Genomic DNA, 18239 nt, shown 5'->3' on the forward strand with positions numbered 1-18239 from the left:
AAAAGTTCATCAAATCCTCACATTCTAAAAGAAAGAGACCTAATCAAAAGGCGATTAGGTCTCTTTCAAATAAATTATGATGCGCCAGCTTCCTCAAAAGACGTCTCGACTTGTCCAACGCGAGTATATTCTTCTAATACTGCGTTTTGGATCTTTTCTCGAGTGCTTGAAGTAATAGGGTGGGCTATATCACGGAATTCCCCATCAGGTGTTCTTTTGCTCGGCATAGCGACAAACATACCATTATTACCATCAATGACACGAATATCATGAATGACAAATTCATGGTCAATGGTGATAGAGGCGATCGCACGCATGCGGCCATCCGTATTAACTCGACGCAATCTTACATCTGTTACTTCCATTTAATGAGACACCACCTTATACCGAGATAGAAAGACTATTACAAACATTCAACACAAAACACCAAAATCCTTCAAAGATTCATAAAAAAATCAAAATTTATTAAAAAAATTTAAAAAACCTGCCGAGTTACAGGTGATAGTAAATTTTTACCAACTAAACACCTCTTACTCGACAGGAATCTGGCACTAGTTATTAAATTGGTTACTACTCTCTTACCAGTGCAATAACTTCCATTTCTACTTTTACATCTTTTGGCAATCTCGCAACCTCGACACAGGAGCGAGCGGGTAAATGATCCGTAAAGTAAGTTCCATAGATTGAATTGATGGCAGGAAAATCATTCATATCTTTGATGAAAAGAGTGGTTTTTATAACAGAGTTAAGCGATGCCCCAGAACTTGCTAATACAGCTTTAATATTTGAAAACACTTGATGGACCTGTTCTTCAATTCCGCCTTCAACTAGTTGACCTTCTGGGGTTAATGGGATTTGCCCAGAACTGTAAAAAATATTATTAACGATCACGCCTTGTGAATACGGTCCGATCGCCGCTGGGGCTTTATCTGTAAGGATTGTCCTCATTCAAAACTCCTCCTTATAAAAATCTAAAAAGTTACCAGACTCTATCTGAAGATCGCGATCTTCATTCCAATCATTTAATCTTAATAAAGCTAAATAATTGTCTACTAATTTGGGAGTGGCTTCTTTTGTTTCAACCAGAACTGCCATTCCTGCTAAGTTAGCTTCAAACTCACTAATGAGATTGGTCATACCAAGCATCGTCCCTCCTGCCTTCATGAAATCATCAATCACCAGGACATTTTCCCCAGCCTTTAGACTTCTTCTTGGCAGGACCATTGTTTGAATCCGTTTGGAAGAGCCCGATACATAATTGATGCTGACTGTCGATCCCTCTGTCACACGGCTGCTCTTTCTCACGATGACAACAGGAACCTGAAGCTGGGTGGCCGCCGCATAAGCAAGCGGAATGCCTTTTGTTTCAACCGTCATAACCGCATCGATTGACTTATCCCAAAATGGGGTGGCTATTATGCGTCCAATTTCGTTTATAACAGATGGATCACCTAGAATATCCGTCATGTAGAGATAGCCGCCAGGGAGAACCCTTCCCCGGTCTGACAAAATAGTTCCAAGTTGATTCAGAAATTCGGTCGTTGCTTGTTTCGAAGCAAAGGGGACAAAAGACACACCGCCTGAAGCACCATGAGTGGTCAGTAATTTTCCAATCCCTTGTGCTTCAAAGGTTTCTTTAATAATAACCAAATCCTCACTAATAGAAGACTTGGCGGATTGGAATTGCTCACCAAACACAGTTAATGGAATCGTTGTGTGAGGCTGTTTCAAAAGAATGTTGGTCATCGCTACTAAGCGGTGACTTCGTTTTAATTTCATAAAAATCCCCCAAAGGCCGAATAATGTTAGTATGATATTACACAATTATTCGGCTTTAATCAAGGCTATTGGGAGTCCCAAGTAAACGAACACCAAACACATTTGGGCAATACCCCTTTAAACTGTTATAAATTCGGTTAACACGCGACTCATATTGAGTCAAACCAAATACAGTTGGTCCGCTTCCACTCATTAGAACACCGTCTGCTCCCATTTGCTCCATATGTGTTTTTAATTGCTCCACTTCAGCAACCTTGGAAAGGGTCACTGACTCAAGGATATTCCCAAGCTTGCTGCACATCTCGTTATAATCACGATTCGCTATTGCCCTTACCATTTCACTCACATTCGGATGGGCGGCACCTTCCAAATTTAATGCTTTATATGTATCGGCTGTCGATACCGAAATAGATGGTTTGGCCAAAACCACCCAACACGGAGGAGGGGAAGAAAGCATTTCTAAGCGTTCCCCTCTTCCTGTCGCCAAAGCGGTCCCTCCAACAATACAGAATGGAACATCCGACCCTATCTTCTCCCCAATCTCCATCATCTCATCAAGTGTCATATTAAGTGACCAAAGCCGGTTAAGTGCACGAATAACGGCGGCAGCGTCACTGCTCCCTCCAGCGAGACCCGCTGCAACCGGAATATCCTTGGTTATATTAATTCTGACACCTGTCTTAACACCATATTTTTGCTTGATATGCTTGGCCGCCTGATAGGCCAGATTCCGTTCATCCTCAGGGACAAATGGAGCTGAAGAACGAATTAAAATCTGATCATAATCCCTTATTTCTTGCAATTCAAGACGGTCAGATAAATCAACGGTTGTCATCACCATTTCAACTTCATGATAGCCATCGGGCCTTTTATGTAAAACATCCAAAGAAAGATTAATCTTGGCTGGTGCTTTCTCTATTGTTTTCAATGTTCCACCTGCTCTTTTTGACAGTCTGAAGCTTGTCAGATCTTTTATATCTTATTATAACAACATAATAACATCTGAAAACACAGTTCCATTATCAAATTCTAATTTATAGCATAACATGTTGAAAGAAAACTACAAAAAAGACCGCCTGAGCATCCAGTGTAACGGAGTCAGGCAGCCATCAGAACTGTTATTTGACTGGTTTCTCAGCGAGTTGGGCTTGGGCGATTTCAATCGCTCTTTTTACCAAGTTACCGGCATCACGAGAGCGAATACCGCCCCATCCTTCTTTTTGGACGGTCTCATAAAACCCGAGCTCCTTTGCAATTTCTTCCTTTAGTTGATCAGACATGATGCCACGTCTTCTGCCCAAGGGAAGAACCTCCTTTGAAAAACACTCATTAGGTGAAGCCTTTTTAGTATGAGATGGTTAAGAAAGAATTATTCAAGATCAGCATTTATATAAATAAAAAGCGAAAACCAGTAAAGATGGCCTCCGCTTCTAGTACTATAAAACGCCCGATTGCGTTTCTCTATTGTCCGCTCGCTGCTGCTTCTTCCATAAAAGTAATTTCTACCGTTTCAGTTAAAACGTCGGTGTAGCTATAAGATACGCGTTCATAAGCATTTGAATCCTCATCAAGCTTTACAATGAACACGGATGGATAAGTCTCTTCTAAAACACCCACGCGTTGAATTGTTTTGCGTCTTCCTCCATTAGCCTTTAATGTAAGGCGTCTGCCAACTCGTTCGTCTAAGGCGATTTTAATGTCCTTAATTGTTTTTTCCATCAATCAACCCACCTCGCTTCACCCATATTATAACACGTTTCGAGTCCATCTGTCAAACTCCGAGGTAAAATTGTTATTATAGCAAGTTTACCGGAGTATTGTCAATTGATTTTTCTCGATCAGAATGTTGTTAGTATGGTTTGTTTTCGGGAAAATATGTACGGTTAATTGCAATTCATTCATTAGGGTAAAACGGCATCCCAGTACGTAAAATCCCTTTTGTTTCCACACCGCCAATTCCATCGCTTCCGGACAACGTATTGCGAAGAACATCCCACACATTCACTTGCTCGCTAAAAGGCGTAAAACTAATTTTTGAAACCAAATAGACGGGATCTAACGCATGGATATTAATACGGGTTGGTGAGCTTGCAAAGTTGGCACCTGAACGGATAAGCAATTCAAAATGAGACTGACAGGCACCCGCAAAAATAACGAGTTGATCAAGATGTGGAACTAAATAACGTACTTCCTTAACCGTTCGAACAAAATGAGCCGAATGACGATAGGCTTTTAATTCCGACTCATCCCCTTTACTTTTCATAAAAGCATCATGACCCGTTAAAACTAAAATATCCGGGCGAATATGACGAACCAAATTAGGAACCACATTAGGCATGTCTTCTTCCTTAACATGTTTACCTAGCACAGGGACTCCCAGCTTCTCATAAACATGCAGACATTTCTTTAAATAATAGGGATCCCCGTCAATGTGCAAAACACGCCCCGGCATTTCAAAATACGCTTGACGCTGTCGGAAACCATTCGTCGACGTATACTCCCGCTTTGCCCTCAATAGCTTATAGTCTTGTCGGAACAGACGATTGGATTCATCCTCTAGTTTCTTCTGCCGAACCTGATTTTGATCCCTTTCCGAATCGGATATTAACTTAAGGTCATCTATAGGCGCATCCGCATAAAGTCGTAGATCTTCTCCTGATAGCTCTACTAGTCCTGTCTCTTCATTGACCGCTACCACTCGAAAGATCACATCATAGCCATAAGATTTCCTAGCCACTATGTTTCCTTTATTAAATTTCAAGATGACCCCTCCCGGAAGCCTTAGACAAAAGTGCCTTACTATTAGCCTATGCAGGGGTCACCATCTCATGACATGTTTTTGAAAAGGGCTGTAAGAGAACGCCTATAGATGCAAAAGCGCTTCACTTAAAGCAGCGAATTCATCAATAGTTAAGGTTTCACCTCTGCGTCTTGGGTCTATCCCGATCTTATACAAAACAGCTAACAGTGCCTCTTTTTGATTCTTTTGAAGCAAGTTATTCATGAGGTTATTCTGTAAGGTCTTCCTTCTTTGGGCGAAGGCAGCCCGAACGACTTTGTAAAAAAAGTCTTCATCACTTAGATGGACTCGCGGCTCCTTCAATACCTCCATCTTTAGAACGGCTGAATCGACATTGGGTTGCGGGACAAAGACTGTCTTTGGAACCGTCATAACAATAGATGGGATAGCTTTATATTGAACAGCAATGGAAAGAGACCCATAACTTTTCTCACCAGGAGAAGCCTGAAGCCTCTCTGCGACCTCTTTTTGAATCATGACAACCAACCCTTTAATCGGGAGATCCTCGGTCAAAAAACGCATTAAAATCGGTGTGGTGATGTAATAAGGGAGATTCGCCACAACCATGATGTCTTCCCCTTGTTCAAAATGGTCCGCTATCAATTGGTGTAAATCTGCTTTTAGCACATCTTGATGAACGACTTCAACATTGGAATAGTCGCTAAGTGTCTTTTTTAAAATAGGGATGAGTCTCTGATCAATTTCCAAAGCTAATACTTTTTTGGCATCCTCCGCCAGATGACGGGTCAATGCTCCCACTCCTGGCCCCACCTCTATGACAGATGTATGTTTGTTCAATGAAGCGGCATCCACTATATTTCTTAAAACATTGTCATCGGTTAGAAAATTTTGCCCCAAGCTTTTTTTCGTGTGTAAATCATAGTGTTTCATAACCTCATGGGTCATCTTTGAAGTTGAGTCTTTAACCATGCTGTTCCTCCTGCAAAATGGCTTGATAGGCCGATTCAAAATCAGCCTGTGAAATTCGAAACATATTAAGGCGTTTGTACAGCTGCTTACCATTTGTATACCCTATTTTCAAGCGTTCTCCCAGTCTCTCACGTCTGGACTTCGCTTTTTCTCCGGCAATCAACCCATAATCCCTTAACTGACTCATGGAGATAAGCTCCTCTTGCTCATCGCTTTCCGTATAAACCTTCTCGAGTGCCGAACGGATGACTTCTGGGGACGCATGTTCAATGCCAAGGCTTCGTGTCTTTCCGCCAAATGCCTCCTGTCTAGTTAAAAAGGCATGTTTACAGCCTGGAACGTTTTGGCTCACAATTTTTCGGATACGTTCACCGGGGTTATCGGGATCCGTGAAAATGATCACGCCTTTTATATGCTGAGCATGCTGAATCATATCCAGTGTTTGCCGATTTATTGCCGAGCCGTTTGTCTCAATCGTATCGGCCTCTACCGCCCTTTGTATTGCTTGAGTATCACTCTTTCCTTCTACTACAATGATTTCTTTAATTTTCATCCATTATCCCCTCATATAAAAAAAGGTAGTTGTTTTAACCACGTTCTTTTTGCTTCAAAACACCATTATAACAATATTTTTAACAACCCTATGCTTTTTTGAAACATTTCTATTAGTATCTTCGTCTAATTTAATGTAAACCAAAAAAAAGAAGCGCAGCATACTTCCTCTGCACTTCTTTCGCATCCTCTTAGATTAATTTAATACACGAACTTGAACGCGTCGATAGCCCCAATTCTTCGCTTCAGAATGAGAACTAAAATAAATATCAATGCGATTACCTTTTATGGCTCCGCCCGTGTCTCCCGCAACCGCATAGCCGTAGCCTTCCACGTAGACTTTTGTTCCAAGCGGAATCACACGCGGGTCAACAGCAATCACCTTCGCTCCTGAATGGAGGCTCACACCTGATGCCGTATGCCCGGAGCATCCCTTACAATCCGAGCTATAGGCCGTGCTCACCATCTCAATTGTTTTCCCGCTGCTTGCAAGGCTTCGTGAAGTTGAAACAGCCCGCTGCACAACCTTCGTCCCATTTGCTACAATTTTGTTAGTAGGTGATTTAATCAACTCTGTTTTTATCAGATCTCTTTTGACTTCTTTTCCATTTTCATAAGTCACTTCGTAAGTCTTGGCCTGTTCGCCATTTTCTCCCTCGCGCAGAACCCTCGATTGCCCTTTCTTAAGAGAGGAATCATTCTTGTTGATGACTTTGTAATCAACCGATTTTTTTACGACCTTTTTCTTTGTCGTCACGCGCGTAACTAAGATGTGTGATCCTTCAACCACTATGGAATCCAGGCTTGGTTTTACCTTGTCTTTACTTCCTAGTGTAATGTTTTGCTGGTCAAGAAGCTCTTGAACGCTTTTGGAAGTAGTCCATACATCTTGGGCTTTACCACCGACATTAAGAGTCACTTGTATGCCTTTTTTCACTTGAATGATCAAATCTTCCGTTAGTGGTGTATCGGGTGAAGGTGAGACGGTATCGTGAGGCGCCACTGTCATGCCTTCTTGACTTAAAAAGTCCCCAACATTCTTTGCTGTCGTCCATAAATTCTCAGTTTTACCATAATGATTGACTTCTACTTGAATGGCCGGAAGCCACTTAATGCTTGTCCCATCCTTAGCTAATGAAGACAGGCTCGGTGTCACCGCATCATGCGGTTTAACCGTAATTCCATTTTCCTTTAGAACATCAGCAACGGTTTTCCCGTGTGTTGAAGCTTGAATCGTTTTACCATTTGCATCTATCGTAATGTTTTTCGTTGTAGCAGCATATGCTGTTAAACAAGATGCTGATATAATAATTATGAATAGGAGTCCCATGATGAGCTTTTTCCCGTGATGGGAGAGAAGGCTTTTCAATCTGGGTGTCATCCAATTCCCCCTTTTAAACAACAGACAATAATGTGACAATTACCCTGTATATATATTTTAGTTAAATTCTAAATAGCTGATTGGCGTTTCTCATGGTGATCTCCGCCAATTCTTCCAATGACAGTTGATGGAGTTCTGCTAATTGTTCAGCAACAAGTTTCACGCGCGCGGGTTCATTCCGCTTGCCTCGATAAGGATGTGGACTCAAGTATGGACAATCCGTTTCGATAAGCAGGCGATCAAGCGGCACGTTCTTCGCAACCTCTCTAGTCTCATTCGCATTCTTAAAGGTAACCGGTCCTCCAAATGACAGATAGAAACCTAAATCAAGAGTCCTTTTTGCTGCTTCCCAATCTGCGCTAAAGCAGTGCATAATCCCTCCTACATCACGAGCTCCTTCCTCTTCCAAAATCGCTAATACATCATTGGTTGCTTCGCGATTATGTATGATAATAGGAAGGTCTAGTTTACGGGCTAACTGAATTTGTTTTCTAAAAACAACTTTTTGAACTTCTGCAGGCGACTTGTCCCAGTGGTAATCCAAACCCATTTCTCCAAGAGCCACAACCTTTGGATGCTTCGTTAATGAGGCAATCCAATTCAAATCTCCCTCCGTCATGTCAATGGCATCAACTGGGTGCCAGCCTATCGAAGCGTAGATCTCTGGGTATTCTTCAATGATCTCCATGGCCCTTGTGATCGTAGGGCGATCAAAGCCAACAACCACCATCCTTGACACACCTTCTTGTTTGGCGCGTTCAATTACTTCTGCACAATCCGTTTCAAATTGGTCAGCATTTAAATGTGTGTGAGTATCAAATAACATAGAATCCCTCTACTTATCTATCAGTTTAGTCCTTAGATAGTGTACCATTGAAATCTATTAAACATACAACAGCGGGATGTCAGTCAGATTACAATTCCGTTACAAAACCGCGCCGCGACAGGTTTTTTGACGCTTTCCGACGTAAAAATGACCAAAACGACACCCTTCACCAATAAAGGAAACAACGTTCGCGCTAAGCCCATTGACGAAGGCTGGAGCCTAGTTGCCACTTTCACTTAGTTCCTAAAACCCCCCCCATAAGTCGATGGCTAAATTCTTAATCTAGAACAAAAAGAGGACCGTTCTTCGCATAAATGCAAGAACGATCCTCTCTTTTTCTTTTATAGCATTTATTTAATTTTTGCTCCATTTGGAAGAGAAGGATCAACCGTTATGACCTTAAGAACACCGTCTGCCTCACCTGACAGAATCATTCCCTCAGAACGTTCTCCTCTCAGCTTCACAGGTTTTAAATTACTTACAACAATCACCTTTTTACCCACTAATTCTTCTGGCGCATAAAACTTAGCAATTCCTGAAAGAACCTGGCGCTTTTCAGTCCCGAGATCAAGCTGGAATTTCAATAGTTTATCTGCTTTTTCGACTTTCTCACACTGCAAGACTTCTGCAACTCGAAGCTCAACCGCATTAAAATCATCAATAGTTATTTCATTTACCTGTTCAGCTTCTACTCGTTTAGAATCGGTTTTTGCCTCATCCTGTGCTGGCGTACCGCCTCTCATTTTACTTACAATATAAGCAATTTCCTCTTCAGGATCGCGGCGCGGGAAGATCGGCTCCCCTTTTTGCACGTTCCATGTTCCCTTGCTCATACCAAACGTTTTAAGACTGTCCCAAGATTGATCTGCTTTATCGGAAATACCAAGCTGCTCAACCATTTTCCCAGGTGCCGAAGTCAAAAATGGCTGGAGCATAATCGCAATCGCACGAAGGGATTCACTAAGATGGGTCATGACAGAAGCTAATGCCTCTTTCTTTGAATCATCTTTGGCAAGCACCCAAGGGGTTGTCTCATCAATATATTTATTCGTGCGCGATACGAGCTGCCAGAGCGCGCTTAAGGCAACTGAGAATTGCAGATTCTCCATTTCCGACTCTACTTTTTCAACCGTGTCTTGAACAAAGGTCTTTAAATCCTCATCGAACTGAGTAATAGACCCCTTATACGCCGGAATCTGGCCATCGAAATATTTATCTACCATGGCAACTGTCCGGTTTAACAAATTGCCAAGATCATTAGCAAGATCAAAGTTCAAACGTTGAACGAAGCCTTCAGGGGTAAAGACACCGTCCGAGCCGAATGGCACTTCTCGGAGTAGATAATAACGTAAGGCATCTAATCCATAGCGATCAATAATCGGTTCTGGATCCACAACATTCCCCTTTGATTTGGACATTTTTCCATCCTTCATCAAGAGCCAGCCATGGGCAAAGACCTTTTTAGGCAGTGGGAGATCCAACGCCATTAAGATGATTGGCCAATAAATGGTATGGAACCGCACAATTTCTTTTCCGACTAGATGAACGTCCGCCGGCCAAAATGTTTTAAATTTGGAATCGTTCTCTGTATCGTAACCAAGGGCTGTTATATAGTTACTTAACGCATCAATCCACACATAGATGACATGCTTTGGATTGCCCGGTACTTTAATTCCCCATTCAAAGGCCGTTCGAGAAACAGCCAAATCTTCAAGTCCTGGCTTAATAAAATTATTAATCATTTCGTTTTTCCGGGATTCAGGCTGAATAAAGGTTGGGTTTTCTTCATAATACTTGAGTAGCCGGTCCGCATACTTACTCATTTTAAAGAAGTAAGATTCTTCTTTAACTTTTTTGACCTCGCGACCGCAATCCGGACATTTCCCATCCACTAATTGCGTTTCTGTATAGAAAGACTCACATGGTGTACAATACCAGCCTTCATATTCCCCTAAGTAAATATCCCCTTGATCTAATAGCTGTTTAAAAATTTTTCCAACTACTTTTGTATGGCGAGGTTCGGTCGTCCTTATAAAATCATCATAGCTAATATCTAACTTATCCCACAGTGTACGAATGCCCGATACGATACCATCTACATATTCTTGAGGGGAAGTCCCTGCTTCCTGCGCTTTTTCCTCTATCTTTTGGCCATGTTCATCGGTCCCTGTTAAATACATCACGTCGAAACCTCGTAAACGCTTATAGCGCGTCATAGCATCACCTGCTACAGTCGTATAAGCATGTCCTATATGTAATCTTCCACTTGGGTAATAAATGGGGGTGGTTAAATAGAAGGTGTTCTTTTCATTTCCCATATCCCAGCATCCTCCTTTTTCAGATGAACCGATTCCTGAATTTTTGTTGTTTCTTTTTATTTTCTTAAGCATCTCATATATTTCAAACTAATTATAGTCGATTACCACTTATTAGACGCAGTGACTCTATTATAAAATGGATAAGATTGTATAATCAAATTTTTAATTAATTCCAAGTGAATCCCTTTGAAAAATATATACGACTTTTGGCCTATGTCCCATACAGCTAATCTTCTATTTTCCCCTTAATTAAAGGGAAATATCCAATAATTGCAACAAAATAAATTGACTGGTTTGGAAATCACTGGTATCATAAACTTATATATAGAGAAAAATGTCGAATTTTGTAGTTTATTATTTATTGGGAGGAGAATGTCTTTGAAATCTACTGGGATTGTAAGAAAAGTTGATGAGCTTGGCCGGGTGGTCATTCCGATTGAACTCCGTCGCACCCTGGGTATTAATGAAAAAGATTCCCTTGAAATTTATGTGGATGATGACCGCATCGTCCTAAAGAAGTATAAGGCCGGCATGACTTGCCAAATTACAGGTGAAATTTCCGATGAGAATCTTTCACTTGCTAATGGCAAACTAGTATTAAGCCGAGAAGGCGCTGAACTTGTCTTAAATGAAATCAAATCCTATTTAGAAAAAGCGTAAGTTAATTTCTAAATGGTGTTTTATGACCTTTTTCCCTAAAGAAGAAGGTCATTTTTTATGTACTATATAGCCCTCAACCTTAATCTTCCTGATGATACAGGTTATATACCTCTCGTTTCGGCAATCCCCGGTCTGCTGCAGTCATCTTAATGGCGTCTTTCTTATCCATTCCTTTTTTTATATAAAACTTAATATGATCCAGCGCACTCATCTCTTCCCAAAAAGGCTGCTCCTCTTCAACGATGGGAGCTTGATTCCCTTCGACAATTATACAACATTCTCCTTTTACCTCATGTGTTCTGAGCCAGTCATGAAGATCAGCAAACGCCCCTCTAACAAACGATTCATAACGCTTCGTTAATTCCCGAGCAAGAGCAACAGGTCGGCTTCCAAAAGTGCTCGCCATGGCTGAAATTGTTTCTTTAAGGCGATGCGGTGCTTCGTAAAATATTAGTGTGTAAGGCTGATTCTGAAGCTCTTCTAATGCTTTCTGCCTGTCTTTTTTCTGTCGAGGTAAAAACCCATAAAATAAGAAATGATCCGTTGAAAGGCCTGAGGCAATGAGGGCTGTCGTCGCCGCGCAGGCACCGGGAAGCGGTATGACCGGAACGCTTTCCTCTACACATAATTGTACTAAGTCTTGACCAGGGTCAGATATACCAGGCGTGCCGGCATCCGTCACAAGTCCCACCTTTTCCCCTGACTTCATTCTTTCAATGAGTTTTTCTCCACTCGTTCTTTTGTTATGTTCATGATAGCTTACTAACGGGGTTGCAATCTCAAAATGATTAAAAAGCTTTCTTGTTTGCCTTGTATCCTCGGCTGCCACGACATGAACTTCTTTTAAGAGACGTAAAGCTCTGAAAGTCAGATCCTCTAAATTCCCGATTGGGGTGGGAATTAAATAAAGGCATCCCTCTTCCTCATTCTGAAAGCTTTTCTGTTCCATTAGGATGGCTCCCTTCTCGAATAAGCTTCTCTTTCTCAGCTCTTGTGAATTTTTTTATAAATGCTTCCCGTTTCATGGCTTCTTCTTTCGTTGAATAGGTTTCTTGATGCCGAACAATAAATGGGCCTCGACCTCTTGTATATTTAGCTCCCCGACCCGTTTCGTGTGCTTTAATCCTCCTATCAAAATCGTTTGTATAACCTGTGTAATACGTCCCGTCCTTGCATTCCAATATATAGACCATATGTTCTTTCATGAGACGAATGCTGACAACTCCTTGGTATATTGCCCATCTTCACCGTAAACCAAAAGTGGTGGAAGCACTTTAAGGCCTGACTTACCATCTTTAATCCCTTCGACTAAAATGATGTTAGCATCGCGTCCCTTTTTCGGATAAACGTAGCAAAGACGTTTTGGCTCTAAACGATATTTACGCATGGCGAAAAGCAAATCCACTAATCGTTCTGGTCGGTGAACAAAGGCGGCCTTCCCTTTTTGTTTAAGCAGTTGACTCGATACTTGAACGACCTCATCTAATGTGATCTCAAGCTCATGCCGCGCCAAAGCCAAATGGGGATTCGGATTAATCCGCTCAGTCTGTGCTCGTGAGAAATAGGGTGGGTTGCATGTCACCACATCAAACCGACTAAAACCCAACTCACTCGGGCTATCCTTTGCATTCCCAAGCTTACAGGTCACCTGATGTTCAAGCTTATTAAGCTGCACGCTTCGAACGGCCATATCATGGAGTCTGGGCTGAAGCTCAATTTCAGTTATATGAGCTTTGCTCCGCTCCGTTAGCATAAGAGCGACGGCTCCGTTTCCCGAGCATAAATCAACCATTTCACCACCCTGTATGGGGACAGAGGCAAAATGGGCAAGAAGTACTGCATCAAGGGAAAAACTGAAAACCTCAGGGCTCTGTATAATTGTTAAGTCTGAATCAAAAAGCGTATCAATGCGTTCATTTTCTTGAAGTAGGACCATCTCGTTAACGCTCCTTTTATCATTCAAGCACACTTTATCTATTTTGTAAGAACAGAAAAAAGCCCTTCCCTTTTAGGAAGAGCCTTATTTTTTGTTTAGGAAAGACAGGCAGAAAAGACAATCCCCATCGACTCTCAGGCTCCCATAATGAACATTGCATATATGAAAACCTTCGTGATAAAGCCGGGCGAGGTTATCATAGCCTTCACCTACATCTAGAATAGGAGGGGTGCTTTCCTCTTCACCCTGACTCTTTTTTAAGTCCTTCTTTTTGGAATGAAATCGATCTAATCGGTTTCTAAGGTGACGATTTTCAGTCACGAGCTGTTGGTTTTCTTCTAAAACGGTAGCCAGCTCCTCTTTTAGATCCCCAAGCTCTCGGTACAATTCACCGATTCGCTCTTCCAATCGACTCACTTGTGAAAAAATATCCTTCTTGTCCACAATGACCACCTCTTATTTAGTGGCTCCGAGCCTGAACAGCACCTTCCTTGATCAATTCGTCGATAGTATATTCTACAACACGCTCCTGTTCAGCAAGCTCCACTTGAACAAGGCGTTCTAAGATGTTTAGTCCGACTACACGACCCTTACCATACTGAACAGTAATGGACTCACCAATATCAGGGAGCTCCTTCTTTGCCAATTCATAATGATCGTTCTCGTATTTCAAACAACACATTAACCGACCGCAGACTCCTGAAATTTTTGCAGGATTTAAAGAAAGATTTTGGTCTTTGGCCATTTTAATTGAGACGGGTTCAAAATCACCCAAAAAGGTTGAACAGCAGAGCATTCGTCCACAAGGACCAATTCCGCCCAACATTTTGGCCTCATCACGAACTCCAATCTGTCTCAATTCAATCCTTGTTCTGAAGATAGCCGCTAAATCTTTGACGAGATTCCGGAAGTCGACGCGTCCATCAGCAGTAAAATAGAAGATAATTTTATTTCGATCAAATGTGTACTCAACATCCACAAGCTTCATATCCAACTCGTGTTCATTGACCTTTTCTATGCAAATCTCTAATGCTTCCCTCGCCTCTTGACGATTGGTTTCGACCTGTATACGGTCCTCAGCCGTTGCCAACCGGAGGACTTTCTTCAAAGGCAAGACAACATCTGATTCTTCTACCATTTTACAGCCGATAACCGCTTTTCCATATTCGACGCCTCTCGTTGTTTCAACGATGACGTAGGAATCGGTTTCGATTTCCAGATCTCCTGGATCAAAATAATATATTTTACCCGCTTTCTTAAAACGGACACCTACTACTTGATACATGGGGCCTACAACCCTCCCTGAAGTCTATACAGAAGCTGCTCCAGAACACTTGTAAATTGAACATTCGAGCCCAAGCGTTTCGTGGCAGACATTACAAAAGTCATTTGCTCTGCTAGATTAGTAAGAGAACTCCTTAACGCTTGATCTTTTATGATTTCCTCTTGGTCTTTAAATACAATCTGTTCATCATGGCCTAAGTGCGCATTCATACAATCTCTTAGCCACAAAAGAATGAGACCTAAAGCCAATGGGGCCTGATCCTGCTCCTGAAAAAGGGGAATGACCTGATCATAAAGATAAATGAACGCCTGATCGGGGCGTGAGTGAGCCTCTTTCATTAAGTTTATCACGATCGAACAGGCTTTCGCAAACCAATCTTGCTGGCAAAGCAATTCTGCTTCATCAATATTCTGTGTTATGACACTTGATACTCTGGAAATGGTGAATCCATACCCCTTTTCTCGAAGTTGGTCTTCAAGATCCTTTGACAATAAAGGTGAGAAGGTTAACGTTTGGCAGCGTGACACAATGGTATCCAACAGTTGATGCTGGCTTTCGGTGATTAAGACAGCTATCGTCTCATTTTGCGGCTCTTCAATAAACTTTAATAAACTATTAGCAGCTTGGGTTGTCATGGATTCAGCACTTTCGATTATAAAGAATTTTTTAGAGGATTCCATGCCTTTATATGAAAATTCTTTTATGAGGCCAGTCACCTGTTCCTTTTTTATTGATTTTCCGTCTGGTTGGACAAGGACAAGGTCAGGGTGATTTCCTGAATCCACCCGCCTGCAATCTGGACAGATGTCACACGGGTTTTCCCCCTCTCGATGCGGGCAAAAAAAGCTTTTGGCGAGTAATCGGGCAGCCTGAAGCTTGCCTGTCCCTTTTTGTCCTATAAAAAGATAAGCATGCGATAGGGTCTCATTTCGAAGCCCTTTTATTAAAATACGTCCTACCGTTGCTTGGCGTTGCATTAATGAATGCCAGTCCATGATCGCTTCACTTTCCTTTATAAAATCTCTCCTGAGCCATTTCCAGAGGAATTTACAATGCCCGCTTTCCTTAAGGTGAGTTGACAACGAAGCCTCCTTTATTGGTGGAAATCAGTCCCTTCCTCCAATAAAAGAGGCTTCAGAAGGCTTTCTATCCATTTATAAAACAAGCCTCTTACCTAAAATTGTTTAAAATCTTCGACAGCTAATACGAAAACAGTAGCGCCTCCCACTTCGACTTCAACTGGATGGGGAACATAAGCATCAGCGTTCCCGCCCAGTGGGGAGATTGGAGCCACCATTTGCTCCCGGCTTTCACAATTTTCCCTGATTACATTCAGCAACTGATTCACTCTAGGGGTTTCTGTCCCAATAAGAAAGGTTGTGTTACCAGAGCGTAAAAATCCACCTGTACTTGCTAATTTTGTCGCCTTAAAGTTAGCCTTTACTAGTGCACTGGACAACCGATTACTATCCTTGTCTTGAACCACCGCCATAATCAGTTTCAACTTTTGATCGCCCCTTTTAATAGATTTTATTTCAAAAATTGATTTTGTCTTAATAACGCCTCAAGATCTTCCTTTATGACCTCAAAAAGCTCCTCTTGCTGCCTATTTCCATCAATGAGAACCATGCGCTCTTCATTTTCCTTATATATTCTATAAAACCCTTCACGAACCCTTTCATGGTAGCTGATTTGTTTCTGTTCAATTCGATCGAGCTCGGCACCACCAGGACTTACTCTTGCTTGAAGGCGCTGCTTTCCAACTTCGGGTGAAAGATCGATGAGATACGTCCGAGTCGGCTTGAGTCCGCCAGTAGCAAATTGATTGATTTTTTCTATTTCCTCAACAGGCATTTCTAATCCGTAGCCTTGATAAGCGATTGAAGCATCTACAAACCGATCGCAGAGCACCACCCATCCTTTGGCAAGCGCTGGTTTTATCTTTTCTTCCACATGCTGGGCACGAGAAGCGGCATAGAGTAAAATCTCTGTCGGAGAGGCCATTTCCTTGTGGTTGGGGTCTAATAACAATGCCCGTATTGCGTCACTAATTGGCGTTCCACCCGGCTCTCGCGTCACCACATGCGGGACAGCTAGTTCTTTGAGCCAATCAGCCAACTTTTTAACTTGTGTTGTTTTTCCTGCTCCATCTGGACCTTCTAGTGTAATAAATATACCCGCCACAAAAAATTCCCCTTTATCTATAAGCACTTATTTAAACTTACTTTTTTTGAAAAAAAACAACAAACCTCAAAATGTCATATATATTAAAATATTCATTTAGCTTATCTTTTGTTAATTTTGATCCACAGGTCCCCCTCTTTTTCAATTAAACCATGGATCACCACTTGATTCTGCTTCCATCCATAAATAGCTTGGATGGCTTCTTCAGTAATTTCCTCACCCTCTATCAGTACGGGGACACCTGGGGGGTAAGGGACAACATTCTCTGCCGTTCGTTTCCCATTAGCTGTTGTTAACCGTATGAGTTCCGTCTCCTCAGAAGCCATCCTAGTAAATGGAATGGCCTGTAACCTGAGAGGTAATGGGACAGTTGGTCTTTCAGGCTTCGAGGGTCGAATCTCCCATTCCATTTGAGACAAGCCATCTATAATATCATCAAATGGTGGATGCAGATCCCATCCTAATACAAGCAACAGATTAAATGAATCTGCCATCTCAGGGTATAACCCAACGGATTCAAACCGCCTTTTTAATTCATAACCTGTATAACCCTCTCTCTGGATCGCAAGCTTCAAAGGATCAGCCTGTCCTAATGGGGTTGGGTCAACTCTAAATCCCATTAAAGTCAACTGCTTCTTAAACCATTTAATGGACCCAAGGATTTGGGACACCCCGCTAGGTTCAAGCGTTGCCAGGAAAGAACGACCGATATCGAGAGAGGCCATAATGGGATAAGATGGACTTGATGTTTGCAGCATCTTTATTGTATTTAAAACCCTATCCTTCGAGACCCAATCAGAGTTCAGATGAAGATACGCCCCCATTGTCATCGAGGGGAGCAATTTGTGGGCCGAGTGGACAACCATATCGGCTCCGTATTCCAAACAACTGGATGGAAAGGGAAATCCCCATTTAAAATGAGGGCCATGCGCCTCATCTACCATCACACCTAAGCCCGCTTGTTTAGCTAAAAGAATCACTTTTTCTACCGGTAAAGTCTGCCCATAATAATTGGGATACGTTAGAACAAGCCCCTTTGCCTCAGGAAACTGTTGCAAAGCTTGCACAAGCGTCTCTTCCGTAAGGCCCACTCCCATTTTTGTAAAAGGGTCTCTAACGGGCTCCAGGAATACAGCCTTCACATTCGCCAATTTTAAAGCATTAAAAATAGACTGATGAGCGTTTCGCTGAACAAGGAGTGTATCTCCAGGGTGACAGCTAGAAAGAATCATCGTTAAATTACCGACTGTCGACCCATTCACTAAAAGAAAACTATGTTTCGTTTGATAATAATCACTTAATAAAAGTTCAGCCTCAAGCAGCGCACCGGCTGGAGCATATAAATCATCGAGTCCTTCTAACTCTGTCGCATCAATTCTTAAAATATCTTTGAAGTAAGCCTTTTTATGGTCGGGCCAGACTTTCCCCGATTTATGGCCAGGAACATGAAACGAATAAATTTCTCTCTGCTCATAAACCTGAAGGGCCTCCATAATTGGTGTCCGATTATGATCCATAATTGTCTTGTCCTTTTCTTATTATCTTATCAAAAGATACACCTTCCCACCACTTTTGCGAAATAGCATGG

At 42.0% G+C, this 18239-nt stretch carries 22 protein-coding genes; 1 reads left to right on the top strand and 21 read right to left on the bottom strand.

Annotation, left to right across the window (positions count from 1 at the left end; all coding sequences use genetic code 11):
- Nucleotides 1-74 precede the first annotated feature (74 nt).
- The 12 genes from spoVG to metG form a co-directional block, all read right to left on the bottom strand.
- The gene (spoVG, locus tag PU629_RS22155) at nucleotides 75-365 is read right to left on the bottom strand and encodes a septation regulator SpoVG (protein WP_275282166.1); all 291 of its coding nucleotides are present in this window, start codon (nucleotides 363-365) and stop codon (nucleotides 75-77) included.
- A 205-nt stretch (nucleotides 366-570) separates the two neighbouring features.
- The gene (locus PU629_RS22160) at nucleotides 571-948 is read right to left on the bottom strand and encodes a RidA family protein (protein WP_275282167.1); all 378 of its coding nucleotides are present in this window, start codon (nucleotides 946-948) and stop codon (nucleotides 571-573) included.
- Nucleotides 949-1779 carry a pur operon repressor gene (purR, locus tag PU629_RS22165; protein WP_275282168.1) on the bottom strand — a complete coding sequence of 277 codons (831 nt, stop codon included), beginning with the start codon at nucleotides 1777-1779 and terminating at the stop codon, nucleotides 949-951.
- 55 nt (nucleotides 1780-1834) lie between these two features.
- Nucleotides 1835-2707 carry a 4-(cytidine 5'-diphospho)-2-C-methyl-D-erythritol kinase gene (ispE, locus tag PU629_RS22170; RefSeq protein ID WP_275282169.1) on the bottom strand — a complete coding sequence of 291 codons (873 nt, stop codon included), beginning with the start codon at nucleotides 2705-2707 and terminating at the stop codon, nucleotides 1835-1837.
- A 190-nt stretch (nucleotides 2708-2897) separates the two neighbouring features.
- Entirely contained in the window at nucleotides 2898-3080 is a 183-nt protein-coding gene (locus tag PU629_RS22175) for a small, acid-soluble spore protein, alpha/beta type (protein WP_275282170.1), read from the bottom strand.
- Between the two features lie 160 nt (nucleotides 3081-3240).
- Entirely contained in the window at nucleotides 3241-3498 is a 258-nt protein-coding gene (gene veg / locus PU629_RS22180) for a biofilm formation stimulator Veg (protein WP_275282171.1), read from the bottom strand.
- A 175-nt stretch (nucleotides 3499-3673) separates the two neighbouring features.
- Nucleotides 3674-4540, bottom strand: a complete 867-nt coding sequence (yabG, locus tag PU629_RS22185; RefSeq protein WP_275282172.1) for a sporulation peptidase YabG — start codon at nucleotides 4538-4540, stop codon at nucleotides 3674-3676.
- 102 nt (nucleotides 4541-4642) lie between these two features.
- Nucleotides 4643-5509: a 16S rRNA (adenine(1518)-N(6)/adenine(1519)-N(6))-dimethyltransferase RsmA gene (gene rsmA, locus PU629_RS22190; RefSeq protein WP_275282173.1), complete on the bottom strand. Its 867-nt coding sequence runs from the start codon at nucleotides 5507-5509 to the stop codon at nucleotides 4643-4645.
- Complete coding sequence (gene rnmV / locus PU629_RS22195) at nucleotides 5502-6062, bottom strand: ribonuclease M5 (protein ID WP_275282174.1); 561 nt, start codon at nucleotides 6060-6062, stop codon at nucleotides 5502-5504. The genes rsmA and rnmV overlap by 8 nt, the downstream gene beginning before the upstream one ends.
- Before the next feature lie 195 nt (nucleotides 6063-6257).
- Complete coding sequence (locus PU629_RS22200) at nucleotides 6258-7442, bottom strand: resuscitation-promoting factor (RefSeq protein ID WP_275282175.1); 1185 nt, start codon at nucleotides 7440-7442, stop codon at nucleotides 6258-6260.
- Nucleotides 7443-7503: 61 nt separating this feature from the next.
- Nucleotides 7504-8268 carry a TatD family hydrolase gene (locus PU629_RS22205; RefSeq protein ID WP_275282176.1) on the bottom strand — a complete coding sequence of 255 codons (765 nt, stop codon included), beginning with the start codon at nucleotides 8266-8268 and terminating at the stop codon, nucleotides 7504-7506.
- A gap of 350 nt (nucleotides 8269-8618) precedes the next feature.
- Nucleotides 8619-10586, bottom strand: coding sequence for a methionine--tRNA ligase (gene metG, locus PU629_RS22210; RefSeq protein WP_275282177.1), 1968 nt, complete (start codon nucleotides 10584-10586; stop codon nucleotides 8619-8621).
- 378 nt (nucleotides 10587-10964) lie between these two features.
- On the opposite strand from metG, the gene PU629_RS22215 reads away from it, so the two are divergent.
- Nucleotides 10965-11246 carry a transition state genes transcriptional regulator AbrB gene (locus PU629_RS22215; protein ID WP_275282178.1) on the top strand — a complete coding sequence of 94 codons (282 nt, stop codon included), beginning with the start codon at nucleotides 10965-10967 and terminating at the stop codon, nucleotides 11244-11246.
- Between the two features lie 79 nt (nucleotides 11247-11325).
- Here PU629_RS22215 and rsmI read toward each other — a convergent pair whose 3' ends face one another.
- The 9 genes from rsmI to PU629_RS22260 all read right to left on the bottom strand — a co-directional run bounded on the left by rsmI (nucleotide 11326) and on the right by PU629_RS22260 (nucleotide 18168).
- Nucleotides 11326-12195 (bottom strand): 16S rRNA (cytidine(1402)-2'-O)-methyltransferase, encoded by an 870-nt coding sequence (rsmI, locus tag PU629_RS22220; RefSeq protein ID WP_275282179.1) that lies wholly within the window; start codon nucleotides 12193-12195, stop codon nucleotides 11326-11328.
- Complete coding sequence (locus PU629_RS22225) at nucleotides 12170-12451, bottom strand: GIY-YIG nuclease family protein (RefSeq protein WP_275282180.1); 282 nt, start codon at nucleotides 12449-12451, stop codon at nucleotides 12170-12172. Before PU629_RS22225 ends, rsmI begins: the two co-directional genes overlap by 26 nt.
- Entirely contained in the window at nucleotides 12448-13182 is a 735-nt protein-coding gene (locus PU629_RS22230) for a tRNA1(Val) (adenine(37)-N6)-methyltransferase (protein WP_275282181.1), read from the bottom strand. Before PU629_RS22230 ends, PU629_RS22225 begins: the two co-directional genes overlap by 4 nt.
- Before the next feature lie 84 nt (nucleotides 13183-13266).
- Nucleotides 13267-13626 carry a DNA replication initiation control protein YabA gene (yabA, locus tag PU629_RS22235; RefSeq protein WP_275282182.1) on the bottom strand — a complete coding sequence of 120 codons (360 nt, stop codon included), beginning with the start codon at nucleotides 13624-13626 and terminating at the stop codon, nucleotides 13267-13269.
- Between the two features lie 16 nt (nucleotides 13627-13642).
- Nucleotides 13643-14467: a PSP1 domain-containing protein gene (locus tag PU629_RS22240; RefSeq protein ID WP_275282183.1), complete on the bottom strand. Its 825-nt coding sequence runs from the start codon at nucleotides 14465-14467 to the stop codon at nucleotides 13643-13645.
- 5 nt (nucleotides 14468-14472) lie between these two features.
- Nucleotides 14473-15549, bottom strand: a complete 1077-nt coding sequence (holB, locus tag PU629_RS22245) for a DNA polymerase III subunit delta' (protein WP_275282185.1) — start codon at nucleotides 15547-15549, stop codon at nucleotides 14473-14475.
- Between the two features lie 92 nt (nucleotides 15550-15641).
- The gene (locus tag PU629_RS22250) at nucleotides 15642-15971 is read right to left on the bottom strand and encodes a cyclic-di-AMP receptor (RefSeq protein WP_275282186.1); all 330 of its coding nucleotides are present in this window, start codon (nucleotides 15969-15971) and stop codon (nucleotides 15642-15644) included.
- Between the two features lie 26 nt (nucleotides 15972-15997).
- Nucleotides 15998-16651 carry a dTMP kinase gene (gene tmk, locus PU629_RS22255; protein ID WP_275282187.1) on the bottom strand — a complete coding sequence of 218 codons (654 nt, stop codon included), beginning with the start codon at nucleotides 16649-16651 and terminating at the stop codon, nucleotides 15998-16000.
- A 101-nt stretch (nucleotides 16652-16752) separates the two neighbouring features.
- Nucleotides 16753-18168, bottom strand: coding sequence for an aminotransferase class I/II-fold pyridoxal phosphate-dependent enzyme (locus tag PU629_RS22260; protein WP_275282188.1), 1416 nt, complete (start codon nucleotides 18166-18168; stop codon nucleotides 16753-16755).
- Between the last annotated feature and the right edge of the window lie 71 nt (nucleotides 18169-18239).

It is taken from the genome of Pullulanibacillus sp. KACC 23026 (assembly GCF_029094525.1).
Taxonomy (GTDB): Bacteria; Bacillota; Bacilli; order Bacillales; family Sporolactobacillaceae; genus KACC-23026.